At 37.5% G+C, this 15,854-nt stretch carries 16 protein-coding genes and 1 pseudogene; 13 read left to right on the forward strand and 4 right to left on the reverse strand.

Features of this window, described 5'->3' with window-relative positions; translation table 11 throughout:
- Positions 1–106: 106 nt before the first annotated feature.
- Positions 107–823, reverse strand: a complete 717-nt coding sequence (locus WYK_RS14000) for a GntR family transcriptional regulator (protein WP_235782518.1) — start codon at positions 821–823, stop codon at positions 107–109.
- Between the two features lie 212 nt (positions 824–1,035).
- On the opposite strand from WYK_RS14000, the gene WYK_RS14005 reads away from it, so the two are divergent.
- Genes WYK_RS14005 through chbG form a run of 5 tightly spaced genes read left to right on the forward strand, consistent with a single transcriptional unit; the run spans position 1,036 to position 5,086 of the window.
- The gene (locus tag WYK_RS14005; RefSeq protein ID WP_040375097.1) at positions 1,036–1,344 is read left to right on the forward strand and encodes a PTS sugar transporter subunit IIB; all 309 of its coding nucleotides are present in this window, start codon (positions 1,036–1,038) and stop codon (positions 1,342–1,344) included.
- Positions 1,345–1,348: 4 nt separating this feature from the next.
- Positions 1,349–2,698 carry a PTS sugar transporter subunit IIC gene (locus WYK_RS14010; RefSeq protein ID WP_040375098.1) on the forward strand — a complete coding sequence of 450 codons (1,350 nt, stop codon included), beginning with the start codon at positions 1,349–1,351 and terminating at the stop codon, positions 2,696–2,698.
- 15 nt (positions 2,699–2,713) lie between these two features.
- Positions 2,714–3,034, forward strand: coding sequence for a PTS lactose/cellobiose transporter subunit IIA (locus tag WYK_RS14015; protein ID WP_040375099.1), 321 nt, complete (start codon positions 2,714–2,716; stop codon positions 3,032–3,034).
- 10 nt (positions 3,035–3,044) lie between these two features.
- Positions 3,045–4,379 (forward strand): 6-phospho-beta-glucosidase, encoded by a 1,335-nt coding sequence (locus tag WYK_RS14020; RefSeq protein ID WP_040375100.1) that lies wholly within the window; start codon positions 3,045–3,047, stop codon positions 4,377–4,379.
- Positions 4,376–5,086: a chitin disaccharide deacetylase gene (gene chbG / locus WYK_RS14025; protein ID WP_040375101.1), complete on the forward strand. Its 711-nt coding sequence runs from the start codon at positions 4,376–4,378 to the stop codon at positions 5,084–5,086. The genes WYK_RS14020 and chbG overlap by 4 nt, the downstream gene beginning before the upstream one ends.
- Before the next feature lie 279 nt (positions 5,087–5,365).
- Here the strand turns inward: chbG and WYK_RS14030 are convergent, their stop codons facing one another.
- On the reverse strand, positions 5,366–5,821 hold the full coding sequence (locus WYK_RS14030) for a GNAT family N-acetyltransferase (protein WP_040375102.1): 456 nt from the start codon (positions 5,819–5,821) through the stop codon (positions 5,366–5,368).
- A 276-nt stretch (positions 5,822–6,097) separates the two neighbouring features.
- Between WYK_RS14030 and WYK_RS14035 the strand changes: the two genes are divergently transcribed.
- The 4 genes and pseudogenes from WYK_RS14035 (at position 6,098) to WYK_RS14050 (ending at position 11,054) form a co-directional block, all read left to right on the forward strand.
- The gene (locus WYK_RS14035) at positions 6,098–6,793 is read left to right on the forward strand and encodes a response regulator transcription factor (RefSeq protein ID WP_040375103.1); all 696 of its coding nucleotides are present in this window, start codon (positions 6,098–6,100) and stop codon (positions 6,791–6,793) included.
- Positions 6,783–7,790, forward strand: a complete 1,008-nt coding sequence (locus WYK_RS14040) for a sensor histidine kinase (RefSeq protein WP_040375104.1) — start codon at positions 6,783–6,785, stop codon at positions 7,788–7,790. The genes WYK_RS14035 and WYK_RS14040 overlap by 11 nt, the downstream gene beginning before the upstream one ends.
- Positions 7,791–7,874: 84 nt before the next feature.
- Positions 7,875–8,558, forward strand: a complete 684-nt coding sequence (locus WYK_RS14045; RefSeq protein WP_040375105.1) for an ABC transporter ATP-binding protein — start codon at positions 7,875–7,877, stop codon at positions 8,556–8,558.
- Positions 8,555–11,054, forward strand: a pseudogene (locus WYK_RS14050) (ABC transporter permease). The gene WYK_RS14045 and the pseudogene WYK_RS14050 overlap by 4 nt, the downstream one beginning before the upstream one ends.
- 224 nt (positions 11,055–11,278) lie before the next feature.
- Here WYK_RS14050 and WYK_RS14055 read toward each other — a convergent pair.
- Positions 11,279–11,872 (reverse strand): hypothetical protein, encoded by a 594-nt coding sequence (locus WYK_RS14055; RefSeq protein WP_040375106.1) that lies wholly within the window; start codon positions 11,870–11,872, stop codon positions 11,279–11,281.
- 230 nt (positions 11,873–12,102) lie between these two features.
- Here WYK_RS14055 and WYK_RS14060 point away from each other — a divergent pair, with 230 nt between their 5' ends.
- From WYK_RS14060 to WYK_RS14075, 4 genes are read left to right on the forward strand one after another with little or no spacing between them, the layout of a single operon-like run.
- Positions 12,103–12,492 carry a GntR family transcriptional regulator gene (locus WYK_RS14060; RefSeq protein WP_040375107.1) on the forward strand — a complete coding sequence of 130 codons (390 nt, stop codon included), beginning with the start codon at positions 12,103–12,105 and terminating at the stop codon, positions 12,490–12,492.
- Complete coding sequence (locus WYK_RS14065; protein WP_040375108.1) at positions 12,485–13,171, forward strand: ABC transporter ATP-binding protein; 687 nt, start codon at positions 12,485–12,487, stop codon at positions 13,169–13,171. The genes WYK_RS14060 and WYK_RS14065 overlap by 8 nt, the downstream gene beginning before the upstream one ends.
- Positions 13,168–14,001, forward strand: coding sequence for a hypothetical protein (locus tag WYK_RS14070; protein WP_040375109.1), 834 nt, complete (start codon positions 13,168–13,170; stop codon positions 13,999–14,001). Before WYK_RS14065 ends, WYK_RS14070 begins: the two co-directional genes overlap by 4 nt.
- Positions 14,002–14,013: 12 nt before the next feature.
- Complete coding sequence (locus WYK_RS14075; protein ID WP_040375110.1) at positions 14,014–15,219, forward strand: hypothetical protein; 1,206 nt, start codon at positions 14,014–14,016, stop codon at positions 15,217–15,219.
- Between the two features lie 34 nt (positions 15,220–15,253).
- Here the strand turns inward: WYK_RS14075 and WYK_RS14080 are convergent, their stop codons facing one another.
- Positions 15,254–15,853, reverse strand: a complete 600-nt coding sequence (locus WYK_RS14080) for a DUF6944 family repetitive protein (protein ID WP_040375111.1) — start codon at positions 15,851–15,853, stop codon at positions 15,254–15,256.
- Between the last annotated feature and the right edge of the window lies 1 nt (position 15,854).

Below are 15,854 nucleotides of genomic sequence, written 5' to 3' on the forward strand. Positions count from 1 at the left end.
AACAGGTTTTAATAGGAATGGCAAACAAAAGGTGGATAGATTGTTAATAGACTTTGAAGAATAAAAAACTGCATTTTATCTTATTTTCAAGAAAAAGAGAGAGTATTTAATAATTTCGCTCAATGACAAAGTGAGCACGATCACCTCTAAATATAGTCTTGGAATATTCAATCTCCAATCCATCCTCCGTATAGGTGTGTGTCTCTAATAAGAAACATGGGGAACCAGCAGGAATGTCTAGTTTCTCTGAAATTACCTCATCAGCAAGGGTGAGCTCTAAATGTTCAACCGTATGTTTTACTTTCAGATTGAATTGTGATTCAAGCACCTTGAATAACGATTTTTCACAGGCTTCAATATTTAGACCAGGTGTTTTATACCAAGGAAGGTAGGCGATTTCATATTGTAGCGGTATCTCATTGACGTAACGAATTCGTTCGAGCTTATTAACGGGATCTCCGATGTTTTGTCCTAAGAGGTTGGCAAGAAATGAGTTCGCTTCGATAACATTCAAGCTAAGCACTTTAATGGAGGGGTTTTTCCCTTGCATCGTAATTTGTTCGGAAAATTGTTCTACCGTGCTGGTTAGGAATTGTCTTACTTTATTTTCTGAAACAAAGGTCCCTCTCCCTTGGACACGATAAATATACCCTTCCACAGTTAATTGCTGCAAAGCCGTTCGAACAGTGGTTCTACTGACTTTATACGTTTCGCAAAATTCTGCTTCAGTCGGTAATTTGGTATTGGGTTGGTAGTCGCCATTTTTAATTAAATCAATAATAGAATCCTTAATAATGGAGTGTAAAGCACCATCTTTATTCACGGTCTCCAAAGTATTTTCCTCCTAAACTTACGTTACTTATAGATTATCTTGGTTAGAAAAAATAATCAACTTATAATCAAAATTTGTTATAACAAATAAATATATGTATTGATATTTTAGGTATTTGTAATTACAATGTAGATAACAAAAGCAAGAAAAAGTTTTCTGGTTAAAATTTTGAAAATTAAAACAGTTAGAAGGGGGAAGTAAAGATGAATATCTTATTATGTTGTTCAGCAGGGATGTCTACTAGTTTGTTAGTAACTAAAATGGAAAAAAGTGCACAGGAACAAGGAATCGATTGTACGATTTGGGCTGTTGGTTCTTCAGAAGTCAATAAAGAAATGGAGAAAGCAAACGTAATTTTATTAGGCCCACAGGTCCGATATTTATTATCGAAATTAGAGAAGTCAGGAAAAGAAAAGGGCATACCTGTAGCAACAATCAATCCCATGTTTTATGGTCTATGCAATGGTGAAGAAGTGCTAAAACAAGCCATTACGCTGATTAAAGGAGAATAAGGATATGATGACTTTTATCGAAAGATTTATTATGCCCATTGCTGTGAAGGTAGGCAATAACCGTCATCTACTAGCAATTCGTGATGCATTGATTGGAATGATAGCGATTACAATGGTAGGTTCCTTCGCTGTTTTATTTAATAATCTAGGCCAGGTAATCAAGCCCTATGGCAGGATGATGGAATATATTTTCGGACCGGCATGGACAACACTTGGCGGTGATATATGGTTTGGAACGTTTGCCTTTATGACGGTCTTCGCTGTATTTGGTATTTCATATAAACTAGCAAGATCATACGATGATGACGGATTTGAAGCGATGCTCGTCGCTGCAGCCTGTTTCTTCTTGCTTTTACCGCAAGTCGGCAACGTAACGCTAACTGTCAATGAAGAGACGGTTTCAGGCGGTGCCTGGGGCTTCGTAAGTGTGAATTACTTTAATGCAACGGCTCTATTTACGGGAATCATTGTTGCACTTGTTGCAACCGAGATATTTGTGAGACTTGCAAGAGTTAAGTTCTTAGTCATCCGACTGCCTGATGGTGTACCTCCAGCAGTAGCCCGTTCATTTGCTAAGCTTATTCCGGGAATGGCAACGATTTTCATTGCCGGAGTTTTCGGTCTGCTTTTCCGCAAAGTGACGGACGGACAGATATTAAATGACTGGCTCGGTAAAGTCATTGTTTCACCATTACAAAGTGCTGTGGATTCCCTTCCATTTGCGATTTTACTAGTCTTCCTAGTTCACTTGTTATGGATGATCGGCCTTCATGGTCCAAATATTCTTGGCGGAATAACAACACCGTTATTTGAAAGCTCAGGCGTAACCAATATTGATTTGTACGCTAAAGGTGTAACAGACATGAGTGAATATGGTGTCCTTGCTGGATCATTCCTTGATGCTTTCGTTTATCTAGGGGGATCAGGCGCTACACTAGGTCTGATTATTGCGATGATTATTGCTGGACGAAAACGGTATAAACAAATGATTGCACTTGGCGGAGCACCAGGAATATTTCAGATTAATGAACCCATTCTTTTTGGTCTGCCGATCGTCCTTAATCCAATTTGGTTCATTCCCTTTGTGTTAGGACCTGTGATTACAACGGTTATTTCTTATTTAGCGGTAAGTTCTGGAATTGTTTTTCCTATCGTTGCTAAAATTCCTTGGGTTACGCCGCCGATTATTGGCGGGTATTTAGCAACAGGAGGGCATGCATCGGGTGCTATATTAGCCGGAATTAATTTGATCATTTCTACCCTAATCTATTTACCATTCGTTTATGCACAGGTGAGAATCGATTCAAAAAATAAACCAGAGCTTACAAAGGATACAGACACGTTAAGCCTCTAGAAAGTAGTGAGGACAATGGAAAAAGAAGAGTTATACCAGCTATCCTTTCAACTGATTTTGTATAGTGGAAATGCCAGAAGTCTGGCAATGGAAGCCTTGCAGGAGGCAAAGGAAAAGGATTTTGCTGCTGCAAGATTGAAAATTACTGAATCAGAATCAGAATTACTGAAGGCCCATAAATTTCAAACACAGCTCATTCAGGCAGAAGCAGGCGGGGACAAGTTTGATATTCCCATTATCCTTGTTCATGCTCAGGATCACTTAATGACAGCCATGACGGTGAAAGATCTGGCAAGTGAAATGATAGATTTACGACAAGAGATCAGTGGAAAGTGAGGACAATAGAATGAGCAGAGGCTTAAAGATTGTTACAATAGGCGGAGGATCCAGCTACACACCTGAACTAATAGAAGGTTTTATTAATTACTATAGTGAACTTCCAGTACGTGAAATTTGGCTTGTTGATATTGAAGCTGGTAAGCAGAAGCTTGAAATTGTCGGAAACCTAGCAAGAAGAATGATAGAAAAAGCCGGCTTACCTATTGAAATTCACCTAACGCTCGACCGTAAGAAAGCGCTCGAAGGAGCTGACTATGTCACGACTCAATTAAGAGTTGGGCAGTTGGCAGCACGGGCACTAGATGAGAAAATCCCTTTAAAACATGGGGTTATCGGCCAAGAGACGAATGGACCTGGTGGACTGTTCAAGGCATTCAGAACGATTCCAGTTATATTGGAGATTGCCCGTGAAATGGAGAAAGTTTGTCCAGATGCATGGCTGATTAACTTTACCAATCCTGCTGGGATGGTGACAGAAGCTGTGCTTCGTCACACCAGCATTAAAGTAATCGGTTTATGCAATGTACCGATTGGAATGGAACGCGGTGTCGCTGACTTAATGAAGGTTGATCCATCTAGAGTCCGCATCGACTTTGCTGGATTAAATCATATGGTCTACGGTTTGGATGTATTCGTGGATGGTGTAAGTGTAAAGGATCAAGTGATTGAAAGGATTACAGATCCAGAAAAAGCGATTACGATGAAAAATATTCACGCGATGGGATGGGAGCCGGAATTCCTTCGTGCGCTCAATTTATTTCCTTGTCCTTATCATAATTATTACTACAAAACAGGGGATGTGTTAGCTCAAGAGCTGAAAGACGCCGAAAAAGGAGAAACACGTGCCGAAGTTGTACAAAGATTAGAAGAAGGATTATTTGAGCTTTATCAGAATGAGGAATTGGCAACGAAGCCTCCGCAGCTTGAGGAGCGCGGGGGAGCTTATTACAGTGAAGCGGCAGTAAGATTAATTTACTCAATCTATACCGATAAACGTGATATCCAAGCAGTCAATACCATTAACCATGGAGCAATCGAAGGAATACCCTATGGCTCTGCTGTTGAAGTGAGTTGTGTCATTACTAAGGATGGGCCGAAGCCAATCAACGTTGGCAAGCTGCCGATTGCTGTCCGTGGGTTAATTCAACAAATTAAATCATTTGAACGAGTAGCAATTGACGCGGCAATCTCAGGAGATTACGATAATGCTCTGCTTGCGATGACGATTAACCCGTTGGTCCCAAGTGACCGTGTTGCAAAACTGATTTTGGACGAAATGCTTGAGGCACATAAGTCATTTTTACCACAGTTTTTTGATAAAAAAGAGGAGAGTCTATCATGATTGACCTACTTGTTAATGCTGATGATTTCGGCTTCAGCCGTGGTGTTAACCATGGAATCATAGACTGTCATAAATATGGAATCGTCAATTCAACGACCATTATGATGAATGCCGCAGCGACCCAGCATGCTATTGAACTAGCTAAAAATACGCCTACACTTAAGGTTGGCATTCACCTGGTTCTGACATGGGGGAAACCACTATTATCTGATGTACCAAGCATGGTTGATGAGGACGGATTCTTTAAAAAACAATCGATACTCATAGAGAACCCAACAGAGATCTCTCTTCACGAATTAGAAAGAGAATGGTCGGCGCAAATTGATTTGCTGCTAGCAACTGGACTTGTACCGACACATTTGGATAGTCATCATCACGTTCATGGAATAAAAGCATTATATCCAATCGTGAAAAAGCTCTCGGACTACTATCACTTACCTGTTCGGAAGGCTGCAGCTCACTTTGAAGACATTGAAACAGTATCAGATATCTTCATGGATGATTTTTACGGAGAAGGGGTAGTAGCCGATTATTTTGACAATCTCAACTCTTCAAAAATGGATGGAAAAAGCCTGGAGATCATGACACATCCTGCCTATTTAGATACCGTTTTATTAGAAGGGACCTCTTATACTACTGCACGATTACGAGAAATGGATATATTAATAAATACACAACTACCAAGGGACTATATACTTCGGAAATAAGAGATAGGGACGAATCCGCAGCCGGATTCGTCCCTATTTTATTTGAATAGATCCTATTCAGATCCTATTCCATCCTGCGTGTCAGGACTAGTTTTTTGGTATATCCCACCTTAGATCTCCGTACGTCTAAAAAAGCGAGTCATTGTAAATGGATAGATACGGTAGGGGGTATTGTAGGTTTGAAATGTAGGCCCAGACGGGATTATGCCAATCGCAGACGGGAATACCACATTTTCCAGCACCTAATCTATCAAAATCCCCCACATTTCCATACGAGCCTCATCTATGTCCATCTTTACGTGCTTGAATGTAACCGTAATATGCACAAGTTCCATTTTCCGATAAATCTTTCACTTCGAATCCGCAAGTCTCGTAGAATTTGAAATTATTAGCCGAAGTGTGAGCAAACCAATCACCGTGCGGAAGCTTTTGAAGACATACCTCTACAAGTTTTTTACCTATTCCTTTTCCACGATAATCTGATAAAACAACCAAATCCATTATATTAGCAGCCATTATTTTGTCTGAGATAACCCTTACCATTCCTATCATTTTGTCATTATCCCAAACAGTAAATGCCCAAGTAGAGTTATTGAATAGTAAAGAAAACTTTTCTTTCTGCCAGGAAGGAGTATTTCTTGCCCAGCCAGCATCCTCAAAGAGAGCTTCAACATAGTCAGCGGGTACTCCCTCAGTGCCTTCCCTAATTACTAATCCATTAAAATATTGATACATATATATTTCCCCCTTTTTCCATTACCTGTTCTATAGATGAATTAGCTTATGTGAAAATAATACCATAATTTAGTAAAAACTATCTCCTTAACAATTTTTCCACTTCGTATGTAGGAATCGCAGACAGAATAAATCTATCAAAATATCCCAAAAAAGTTTGTGATCTTCCATTAAGTGCAAGTGAAGTCGCTGTTGATAGATTCCATGCCCTCGTTTAGAATGAAGGAAAATGTATAATTTTCCGATAATCAAATGTGGAATTTGGGTGAGTGATAAATGAAGATTTTGTTAGTTGAAGATGATAAAACGATAGCTTCGGGAATTGAGTATGCCTTGCAGCAAGAATCTTTTTCTACTGTTCTTTGTTATGACATTGAATCAGCAAAGGAAATAATAACGGGACAAGTAGATCAGTTGGGTCTGTGTTTATTTGATATCTCTTTGCCAGATGGTAACGGCTATGACTTATGTAAATTGGTGAAAGAGCGTAGTGATATTCCCGTGATTTTCTTAACAGCGATTGATGATGAGGTAAATGTGGTCATGGGTCTTGATATGGGTGCTGATGATTATATTACTAAACCTTTTCGTATTCGAGAGCTTTTGTCACGGATAAAATCCGTTTTAAGACGATACCATAAACAACCAGCAGCAAATAATGTAATTAACATAGGAAACGTGCGGATTAATACATTGTCAGGAAAAGTACATAAAAATGATGATGAAGTTTTATTGACGGCATTAGAGTATCGTTTATTGCTTGTCTTTGCTAATCATCTTGGTCAGATTCTCTCAAGAAATCAGTTGTTGGAACAGATTTGGGATGTGGCAGGTGACTTCGTTAACGATAATACATTAACCGTTTATATAAAAAGATTACGAGAGAAACTAGAAGATAATCCACAAAATCCAACTATGATTATAACCGTTCGCGGATTGGGCTATAAGGTAGGTGAACAACATGTTACGTAATTTAGAATTTCGAATTCTCTTACTCATTATGTTCTGTATTACGTTTGCGGCAGCAGTTGTTGCCGCTCTTTTTTTATCGCTACAAGCGGCTGTATTGATTGCAATTACATCAGTAGCCTTAATCACCTGCAGTGTATTGTTTACGAGATGGAGATATAGAGAAATAGAAAAGCTGTCAGGTTATTTGCGTCAAATTAGCGGGGGGAATTATGCACTGGATATTCGTGATAATCATGAAGGGGAGCTGAGTATCTTAAAGAGCGACATCTATAAGGTGACCCTGATGTTGTCAGAGCAAAAAGAATATTTACAAAACGATAAATTACTTCTAACCAACGCTATATCAGATATTTCTCATCAACTCAAGACTCCCTTGACATCGATGATGGTAATGGCTGATTTGTTGAGTAATCCAGAACTGCCATTTGAGAAAAGAGTGGAATTCACAAGGAATATTAGCAATCAGCTCAAACGGATAGACTGGCTCGTTACGTCTTTGCTAAAGCTTTCGAAACTTGACGCAGGTACCGTGACGTTTAAAGAAAATGTTATACCGATTGAAAGCCTCATTCAAAAATCCGTAGAGGCTGTTTCAATCCCAATGGACATTAAAGATCAGACCCTTTTAATAGAAGGAGAAGAAAGTGTCACTTTTATAGGTGATCTTAATTGGACAGCTGAAGCGATTATTAATATCTTAAAAAACTGTGTAGAGCATACGCAAAAGGGTGGACTCATTACGATTTCTATTTCAAAAAACGTATTATTTACGGAGATTCTTATCAAGGACAATGGGAAAGGAATTTTAAAAGAAGACATTCCAAATATTTTTAATCGTTTTTATAAAGGAAGGAACGCAAGCGAGGATAGTATTGGAATTGGACTGGCATTGGCACAAAGTATTGTTAGAAGCCAAAACGGAGACATTGAGGTAACCAGTAAACAGGGAAAAGGTACACAGTTTTTAATTAAATTTTATCCTAAAGCAGTAAAGTGACTAAATAGTCATGTAACAGTCACTTGATAGTCATATTAGACAGATAAGCTAAAAGGGTCAAGGTAAAACGAAGGAGGCAACACAATGGATATGTTGCGAATAGAAAATCTGTCTAAAATTTATGGGAAAGGTGATACAGCTGTAAAGGCGCTTGATGATGTTTCGTTTTCAGTAAAAAAAGGCGAGTTTGTAGCGATCATTGGTCCTTCTGGTTCTGGTAAATCAACTCTCTTACACATGCTAGGCGGTGTAGATAAACCAACTAGTGGAAAAGTATTTATTGAAAACACCGATATCTACAATCTAAAAGAAACACAACTAGCCATTTTTAGACGCAGACAAATTGGGTTAATCTATCAGTTTTATAATCTAATTCCGGTTTTAACAGTTGAGGAGAATATAACACTTCCTTTACTGTTAGATGAACATAAGGTAGATAAAAAACAATTCAGCCATATTGTCGAGATCCTAAATTTAGAAAATCGGTTAAATCATTTGCCCAACCAGCTTTCAGGAGGGCAGCAGCAAAGAGTATCGATTGGGAGAGCGCTGATTAGTAATCCGGCGATTATGCTGGCAGATGAGCCGACGGGAAATCTAGATAGCCAAAATAGCGGAGAAATTATAGAACTATTAAAAATGTTTAATAAAACATATAATCAAACATTAATTATCATAACTCATGATGAACGGATTGCTCTCCAAGCTGACCGAGTTCTTACTATAAAGGATGGGAGGATCGCTAGTGATGAGGTGATTCGTTCATGAACATTGTTAATAAAGTTACGGTAAGGCATATGAAACAAAATAAGAAAAGAACACTTGTTACGATCTTGGGAGTGATTATTTCTGCAGCCATGATCACTGCAGTAGCCACTCTTGCTGTCTCTTTTATGGAATTGATGCAACGGCAGACGATAGTCGGTAATCATTTCAAATGATCTTGGCTATGCAAAGTTAGAAGGAAGCCAGAATGAAAATAAGCCATTTTTGTTTATTAAAGAATATAGTCCCGAAGCGTTCAAACAATTTCCCATTCAATTAAGCAAAGGAAGATGGCCAAAAAAAGCTAATGAAGTAATCATTTCTGAAGAAGTTGCCGCAAACGCTAATGTTATTTATAAAATGGGTGACGCGATTACATTAAATGTTGGTGAACGATTATCCAATGAGGGTGCTCAAGTAATGGACCAGGACCATTCCTTAGAAGAAGATAATGGTGAAATCCTGGAAGAATTTAAACCTAAAAAAGCTGTTAGTTATACGGTTGTTGGTTTCATAGAACGTCCAACATGGGAACCTGCATGGGCACCAGGCTATACACTCATTGCGTACAAAGATGAGCAGCTGATGGGAGAAGACGATACAGTTCAAGCGTCTGTAGTTCTGAACAAAGTCACCAGTTCTTTATACAAGCATGCAGGAGAATTAGCAAAGAACAACAAGATAGACTCCCATTACTTTCATAGTGATTTATTACGCTATTATGGAGTAACGAATAACGATTATTTACGTACGACGCTCTACTCATTAGTATTCATCATCATGGCCGTCATTATAATTGGATCAGTTTCGTTAATTTATAATGCGTTTGCGATTTCCGTTTCGGAACGAACTCGTCATTTAGGCATGCTTTCAAGTGTAGGTGCAACAAAACGTCAGAAAAGAAATTCAGTCTTTTTTGAAGGCTTTTTGATTGGTTTGATAAGTATCCCGCTTGGCGTTATCAGCGGATTAATTGGTATTGGGATCACCTTTTCGTTTATTAACTCGATCATCCAGTCTGCATTAGGAGTCACCGAAAAGTTAACAGTAACCGTCACTCCGTTCTCACTTTTACTTGCTAGTGGTGTATCAGCACTGACCATTTTTATCTCAACACTTCTTCCTGCTATAAAGGCTTCTAAAATATCTGCTATCGATTCGATTCGGCAATCGACCGATATTAAACTGACACGAAAATCAGTCAAAACGTCAAAAATCGTCCGCAGGATCTTTGGAATTGAAGCAGAATTTGCCTTGAAAAATTTAAAAAGAAACAAACGAAGATACCAAGCAACCATATTTTCACTTGTTATAAGTATATTTTTATTTTTAGTTGTTTCCTTTTACACAACCAGTTTGAAAAAATCGGTTGAACTGAACCAATCTGGTTTGAATTATGATATCCAGGTATATATGGATTCCTCTAATGCAGATCAATTTGTGAAACCGATTGTATCCCTTGAAGATGTTACAGAATTTAGTGAAATGACGGAATTATCTGCTCTTTCTTGGGTTAGTCAAGAGTCAATGCCAGATCTTTTAAAAGAAATAGCAAAAAATGAACAGAGTATCATTAACGATAAATATCTTTATTACATGACCATTCACTCTTTAAAAGAGGATGCATTAAAAGCCTATGCTAAAGAAGTAGGTGTAGCATATGACCGGCTGGTTGATACAGAAAAAAAAGGTGTCATTTTAATAGATACCATGAAATACGAGGAAGCGGGTACTAACAAAAAAGGAGAAACAAAGTCTATTTATAAAAAAGAGGGTGAAACACTGGATTTACGTTATAACGATGAGGATACAGGCGAAGAGAAAGAGCTACATCAAGTGGAAATTGCTGCGTTAACTGACAAAAACCCCATGGGAATTGTTTCAACATCATTTGGAGAATTACATGTTATCGCCTCCGAACAAGTAATGAACACGCTTATTAAAAAGCAAGCCAACAATAGTTATCAGGTGGCACTTTTTCTAAATAGTGAAAATCCTATAAAAACGCAGCAGGAAATTGAAAAAATGAAGGCAAATGGTATATCTATATTTAATTTGTTCCAAAATAGACAACGAGATGAGCAAATGATTTTGTTAATGTCGGTATTTTCTTATGGGTTTATTGTCCTCATTACCGCGATATCGATTGCGAATATATTCAATACAATTTCAACAAGTATCTCACTGCGTAAACGTGAATTCGCGATGTTAAAATCTGTAGGCATGACCCCAAAAGGCTTTAATAAAATGATTCACTATGAAAGTGTATTCTATGGCATCAAATCCCTGCTTTATGGAATCCCTCTTAGTATCATCGTGATGATACTAATCCATCGAGCAACACAAGGTAGTTTTACTTATTCTTTCACTCTGCCATGGGCAAGTTTACTCTATTGCTTTGCAGCCGTATTTGTCATCGTCAGTTCAGCTATGATCTATTCCAGCTCAAAAGTAAAAAAAGAAAATATCATCGATGGATTAAAACAAGAAAGTATTTAGAGAGAGAACCCCCTTGCGTCCGCTTTTAAAGATGGGATACAGCAGGGGGTATTTTTTGCTTGGAATTTAAGCCCAGACGGGAATAAGAGGATTCGAGACGGGAATAAGCAATCAGCAGACGGGAAAAACGAGGTGCTAGACGGGAATAAGCATCCCGCAGGCGGGAATAATTCATTTTCCAGCACCAAATCCATCAAAATAACCCCCACGATTTTTATAATCTATTACCCCATATAGTGCTCAGAAGTAGCCGCTGTTTCATCAAAGATATAAGAAAGGAGGACTTGTTTGGACAGTTCTTCTTCGTAAGGAGTGCTTGCACTGGTAAATTTAAAAGTATGTTTTAATTCGTGTATTCTTTTTTTATTGGCGTGCTTGTTAAAAAAATGGCGTACATAGTCATTGATGAATTCACCATTTTTTAGACTTATATCAAGAAGAACTTCAGCTGCTGTGCTAGGGGTTACATCTAATGCATAGCTGAGCTTTCTGATGTTTTCAAAAGAAATATCAGAAAACTGCATAGGGATTCGCTCCTTTGTTCCTGTGATCGTGATATTTTTTACAGATGGACAAGATTGGCTCCCTCTATATAAGGTTTGATCCAGCCAAATGGAATGCTGAAAATGTGATGACATTTCATCAATGACTTTTTTTGACACGACGCCAGATTCGCAAATTTCAATTGCAACCTCATTAAGTGAAGTATGAGTAATAGAGGAGATACGCAGTAACGTTTCTTTCATTTTCAATGAAACTGCTGGTTTGACCTCTCTATATTTATCAGTTGGGACGACTCTTCCTAGTAATTTAAACAATGCCTTACTCCCTTTCTAATTAGGGTAATTTGCTTTATACATATATATGAAAATAAGGGAAGAAGCATGTATGTTTTTCTCTCTTTTTTCACTAGTTTTACTAGATTCGGGGAAATTAAGGTAAATTATGGTTGACGAATTAAGTGTATCACACGTATAGTACATATATAAGGTGTATGAACCACTTAATACATACACCAGTAATTGGTTTTTTTGATAGGAGGTGCGTTATGAACAGTAATTTTAATACAAGGGAGCCTGTATATGTGCAGGTCATCCGGTACTTCAAGGAACAAATTGCAATAGGGGAAATCGTGGCCGGAGAAGAAATTCCTTCCCGTAGAGAACTGGCAGCAACGCTAAATATTAACCCGAATACTGCTCAAAAAGCGTATAAAGAAATGGAGGAACAGGGATTGATCCATACGGAACGAAATTTCCCCAGCAAAATCACAAGCGATGAACGTATATTAAAATCTATTAGAAAGGAACTTATTTTTGCAGCCGTCGAGTCCTTTGTTGAGACAATTCGACCGATCAATGTGCCAATTGACGAACTACTTCAAGTGGTTAAAGAAAAATATGTTAATGAAGGACAGGAGGAGGAGACCAATGATTGAAGTCAAGCAGATCAGTAAGAAATTTGGTCGGAAGAAAATTTTAGATGGTGTTTCTTTTACAGCAAATAAAGGGGAAATCACCTGTTTAATTGGCATAAATGGGGTTGGGAAAACAACTACACTCAAGGCGATTATGGGATTGACCCCATATAGCGGCGACATTCTCATCGACAATGAAAAATTAACGAAACATACATACGAAAAAATCACCTTCATTCCAGATGCAGCGATTATGTTACCTCAAATGACGATCAAACAAGCAATGGAGTTTATGAATGATTTCTATACGGTGTGGAACCAAGATCGAGCGGATCAAATGCTAGAGTTTTTCAAACTCAAGTTAGAAACGCGCATTTCAGAATTATCAAAAGGGAACGTAGCCAAGGTTAATTTACTAATGGGCCTGGCTTTAGATGTTGACTATATTTTAATGGATGAACCTTTTTCAGGAATCGATATGTTCAGCAGAGAACAAATTGCTGATGTGTTTACCAGCCATTTGATTGAAGATCGAGGTGTACTTATCACGACGCACGAAATCAGCGATATTGAGCATTTAATCGATAAAGTCGTTATATTGGATAATGGCAAGGTTCTTAAAGAGTTTCATACAGAAGACATGCGTGAAAATGAAGGAAAAAACGTTATCGATGTCATGAGAGAGGTGTATCGAGCATGAATAGGTATCTGAAACTTGTAAATTTTGAATTAAATCGATTTAGAAAAATTTATGTTACCTTGATACTTCTTACCTTACTTTCACAAATCGCAGCTGTACTGCTGTTAACAAAAGGTTATCTTAACGATGCGTATGAAACGATTAAACTAGAAAATTTAACAGAGAAATCTTATGTTCTTGAATATGGAGGATTTGATTTTACGCATATTACTGGATCCCTCTTGTTCTTAGGACCCATTGCCCTTTCTGCAGGAGCGCTTATTTTCTACATTTTCTTGATTTGGTACCGAGATTGGTTTGGTAAAAACACCTTTGCTTATCGTCTGTTAATGCTGCCAACTTCAAGGGTGTTCGTTTATCTATCAAAAGCTACAGCAATCTTTTTGATGGTATTAGGATTAGTAGCTATTCAATTGATGATTCTTCCACTGGAAAATACGATATACGAATGGATGATCCCAAAAACCTTTTTAAATTATAGTATGACAATTGATTCCATTATTAATTCGAATCCTCTATTACGTATTATTATTCCAGGTACATTTAGTGGATTTCTCATTAACTACGGCATTGGGTTGATGATTATGTTTATCCTATTTGCAATCATTTTGTTTGAAAGAAGTTACCGCATCAAAGGAATTATTATGGGGATTTTGTACGCTGCCGCTGTTACTGCTGTGTTTGTGACCCCACTGATGGCAATGGGTTTTGAAGTCATCTATCTTTATCCTGGAGAACTATTCGGGGTGTTACTCATTCTTAGCATTTTAATAACTGGATTAACGCTTTGGGTCAGTCGTTGGCTGATCATCAAAAAAATTACCGTATAGGAGTGATATAGCATGAAACGATATATTAGCAGTATTGTACTTATACTTATACTTATCGGAAGCATCGGAACCTATTATGGCACACAAGCAGCTTCCGTAGCGAACCTTCCAAGGTACGAATTTAAAACAATTGAAGGAAACGAAAAAGAATTGAAACCAGTCATACTAGATGGAGTCTATAAAAAAGATGGTCTATATGAACCACTTACCTTCGAGGGGAATCAGTTAACCTATAAAAGAGAAAATTCTTACGTAGAAAATCTCAATGGATATTATGTAGAGATAGAAAAGCTTCTAAAGAAATATAAGCCATTTATGCGTGGGAAGCATGATCGAGAAGCTCTTTACGAAGATGGAGATTTTCTTGCTTATGCTTCAGTGACTAATCACTACCGTAATGAAAAATATTCTGCAACATTTGAGGTATCGCTATTAGAAAAGAAAAATAAAGAAGAATTTTCTTTTGAATTGGATGTGCCTGAGCAAGAGAAAATCAGCTATTCACGTATATTAGACGTTCAACTAATTGATTCTAAACTGCAGGTAGTCGCCAATAATCAGATAGATTCACAGGATCAGATTGAGGAGATTCATGTTTATGTGATTGATTTAGCCAATAATAAAGTGATAAATGATGAGTTGATTTTATCAGAAACAACTAACGATATCTCATTAGAAATAGAGTATCCATATAATACGAAAACCATTGGAGAAAGTCATGTGTTTTTATATTCGGTAGCGAAAGGTCACTACTCTGAATCAGGTGAATTTGTGCCGAAAGAAACCGTACTAAATAAATATGATTTTGAAACTGGAAAAGTAGAGACTATCACTGTTCCAAAAAAATTCGTGAATGTTGATAACGATATTTTTTATGATACTAATAACATATATTTTTATGAGGTAAGAGACCATCGTGTGCATATGACAACATTTGATTTAAGCAGTCAAACTATTCTAGGTGAAAAATCTTTTGATTTGGTGAATGATAATAATAACTTTCAATTTTTAATAAAGAATGAACGAGTGTATATACTTGCTGAAAACGACTATCATCATGAAACTAAGGCAAACAATTCAGTATCTATATTGATCGCAGATTTAGAAACAGGCAACACCCTTTATAAGGGTGAAACGAAAGTCAAATCGAAGAATGAAAAGAGCGTTGAGAATGATGGTTTATCTATTCATGATTTACAGGTAAATGAAATCAACTAAACAAAAAACTCAGTCCTCGGACTGGGTTTTTTGTTTACCTAACTCCTATCGTTTCGACTTCAATTGAAATTGCGTCGAGTAAAATAATCATGCCAATTAATTGTATCCAGCTTCCAATCAATAAAAGTTGTTCCCCGGTTTTAATTTTATCTTGAAGAAGAAAGATATCTCCGGTTGATTCTATAAAAGAACCTAATGAAACGAGACTATTTCCAGCAATACTGAGTGATTTAAAAGATGAATCATTTGCTATATAGGCACCAACTGCTTCAAATGCGGACCCAAGACTTTGTTTGCCGCTTCCTAGGGAATCAATTTTTAAGCCCTCATCCTCATTGACATTCATATTAATATTTACACTTATTGCATTCGCTATATTGCCGGCAGCCTCAATCCAACTCCTAAATATGGTATAAATGTTAGGTGATTCCGCTGTGGATGCTAGTAATTTCGTTCGTCCAAAAGCTTGCAGAGCATTTCCAAAGGCTTCGATTTCATCTCCTTTGATTACTAATTCCTTGTCTAAATCTGGACTGGTTAACGTTTGCTGAGTCTGCCCAATTGTATCAACAATAGCACCTATAAGGAGTGCCCATGATCCTGTAATAAGGAGGTCTTCGCTACGAATAGTCATA

This window comes from Peribacillus psychrosaccharolyticus ATCC 23296, from assembly GCF_000305495.1.
Lineage (GTDB): Bacteria > Bacillota > Bacilli > Bacillales > DSM-1321 > Peribacillus > Peribacillus psychrosaccharolyticus.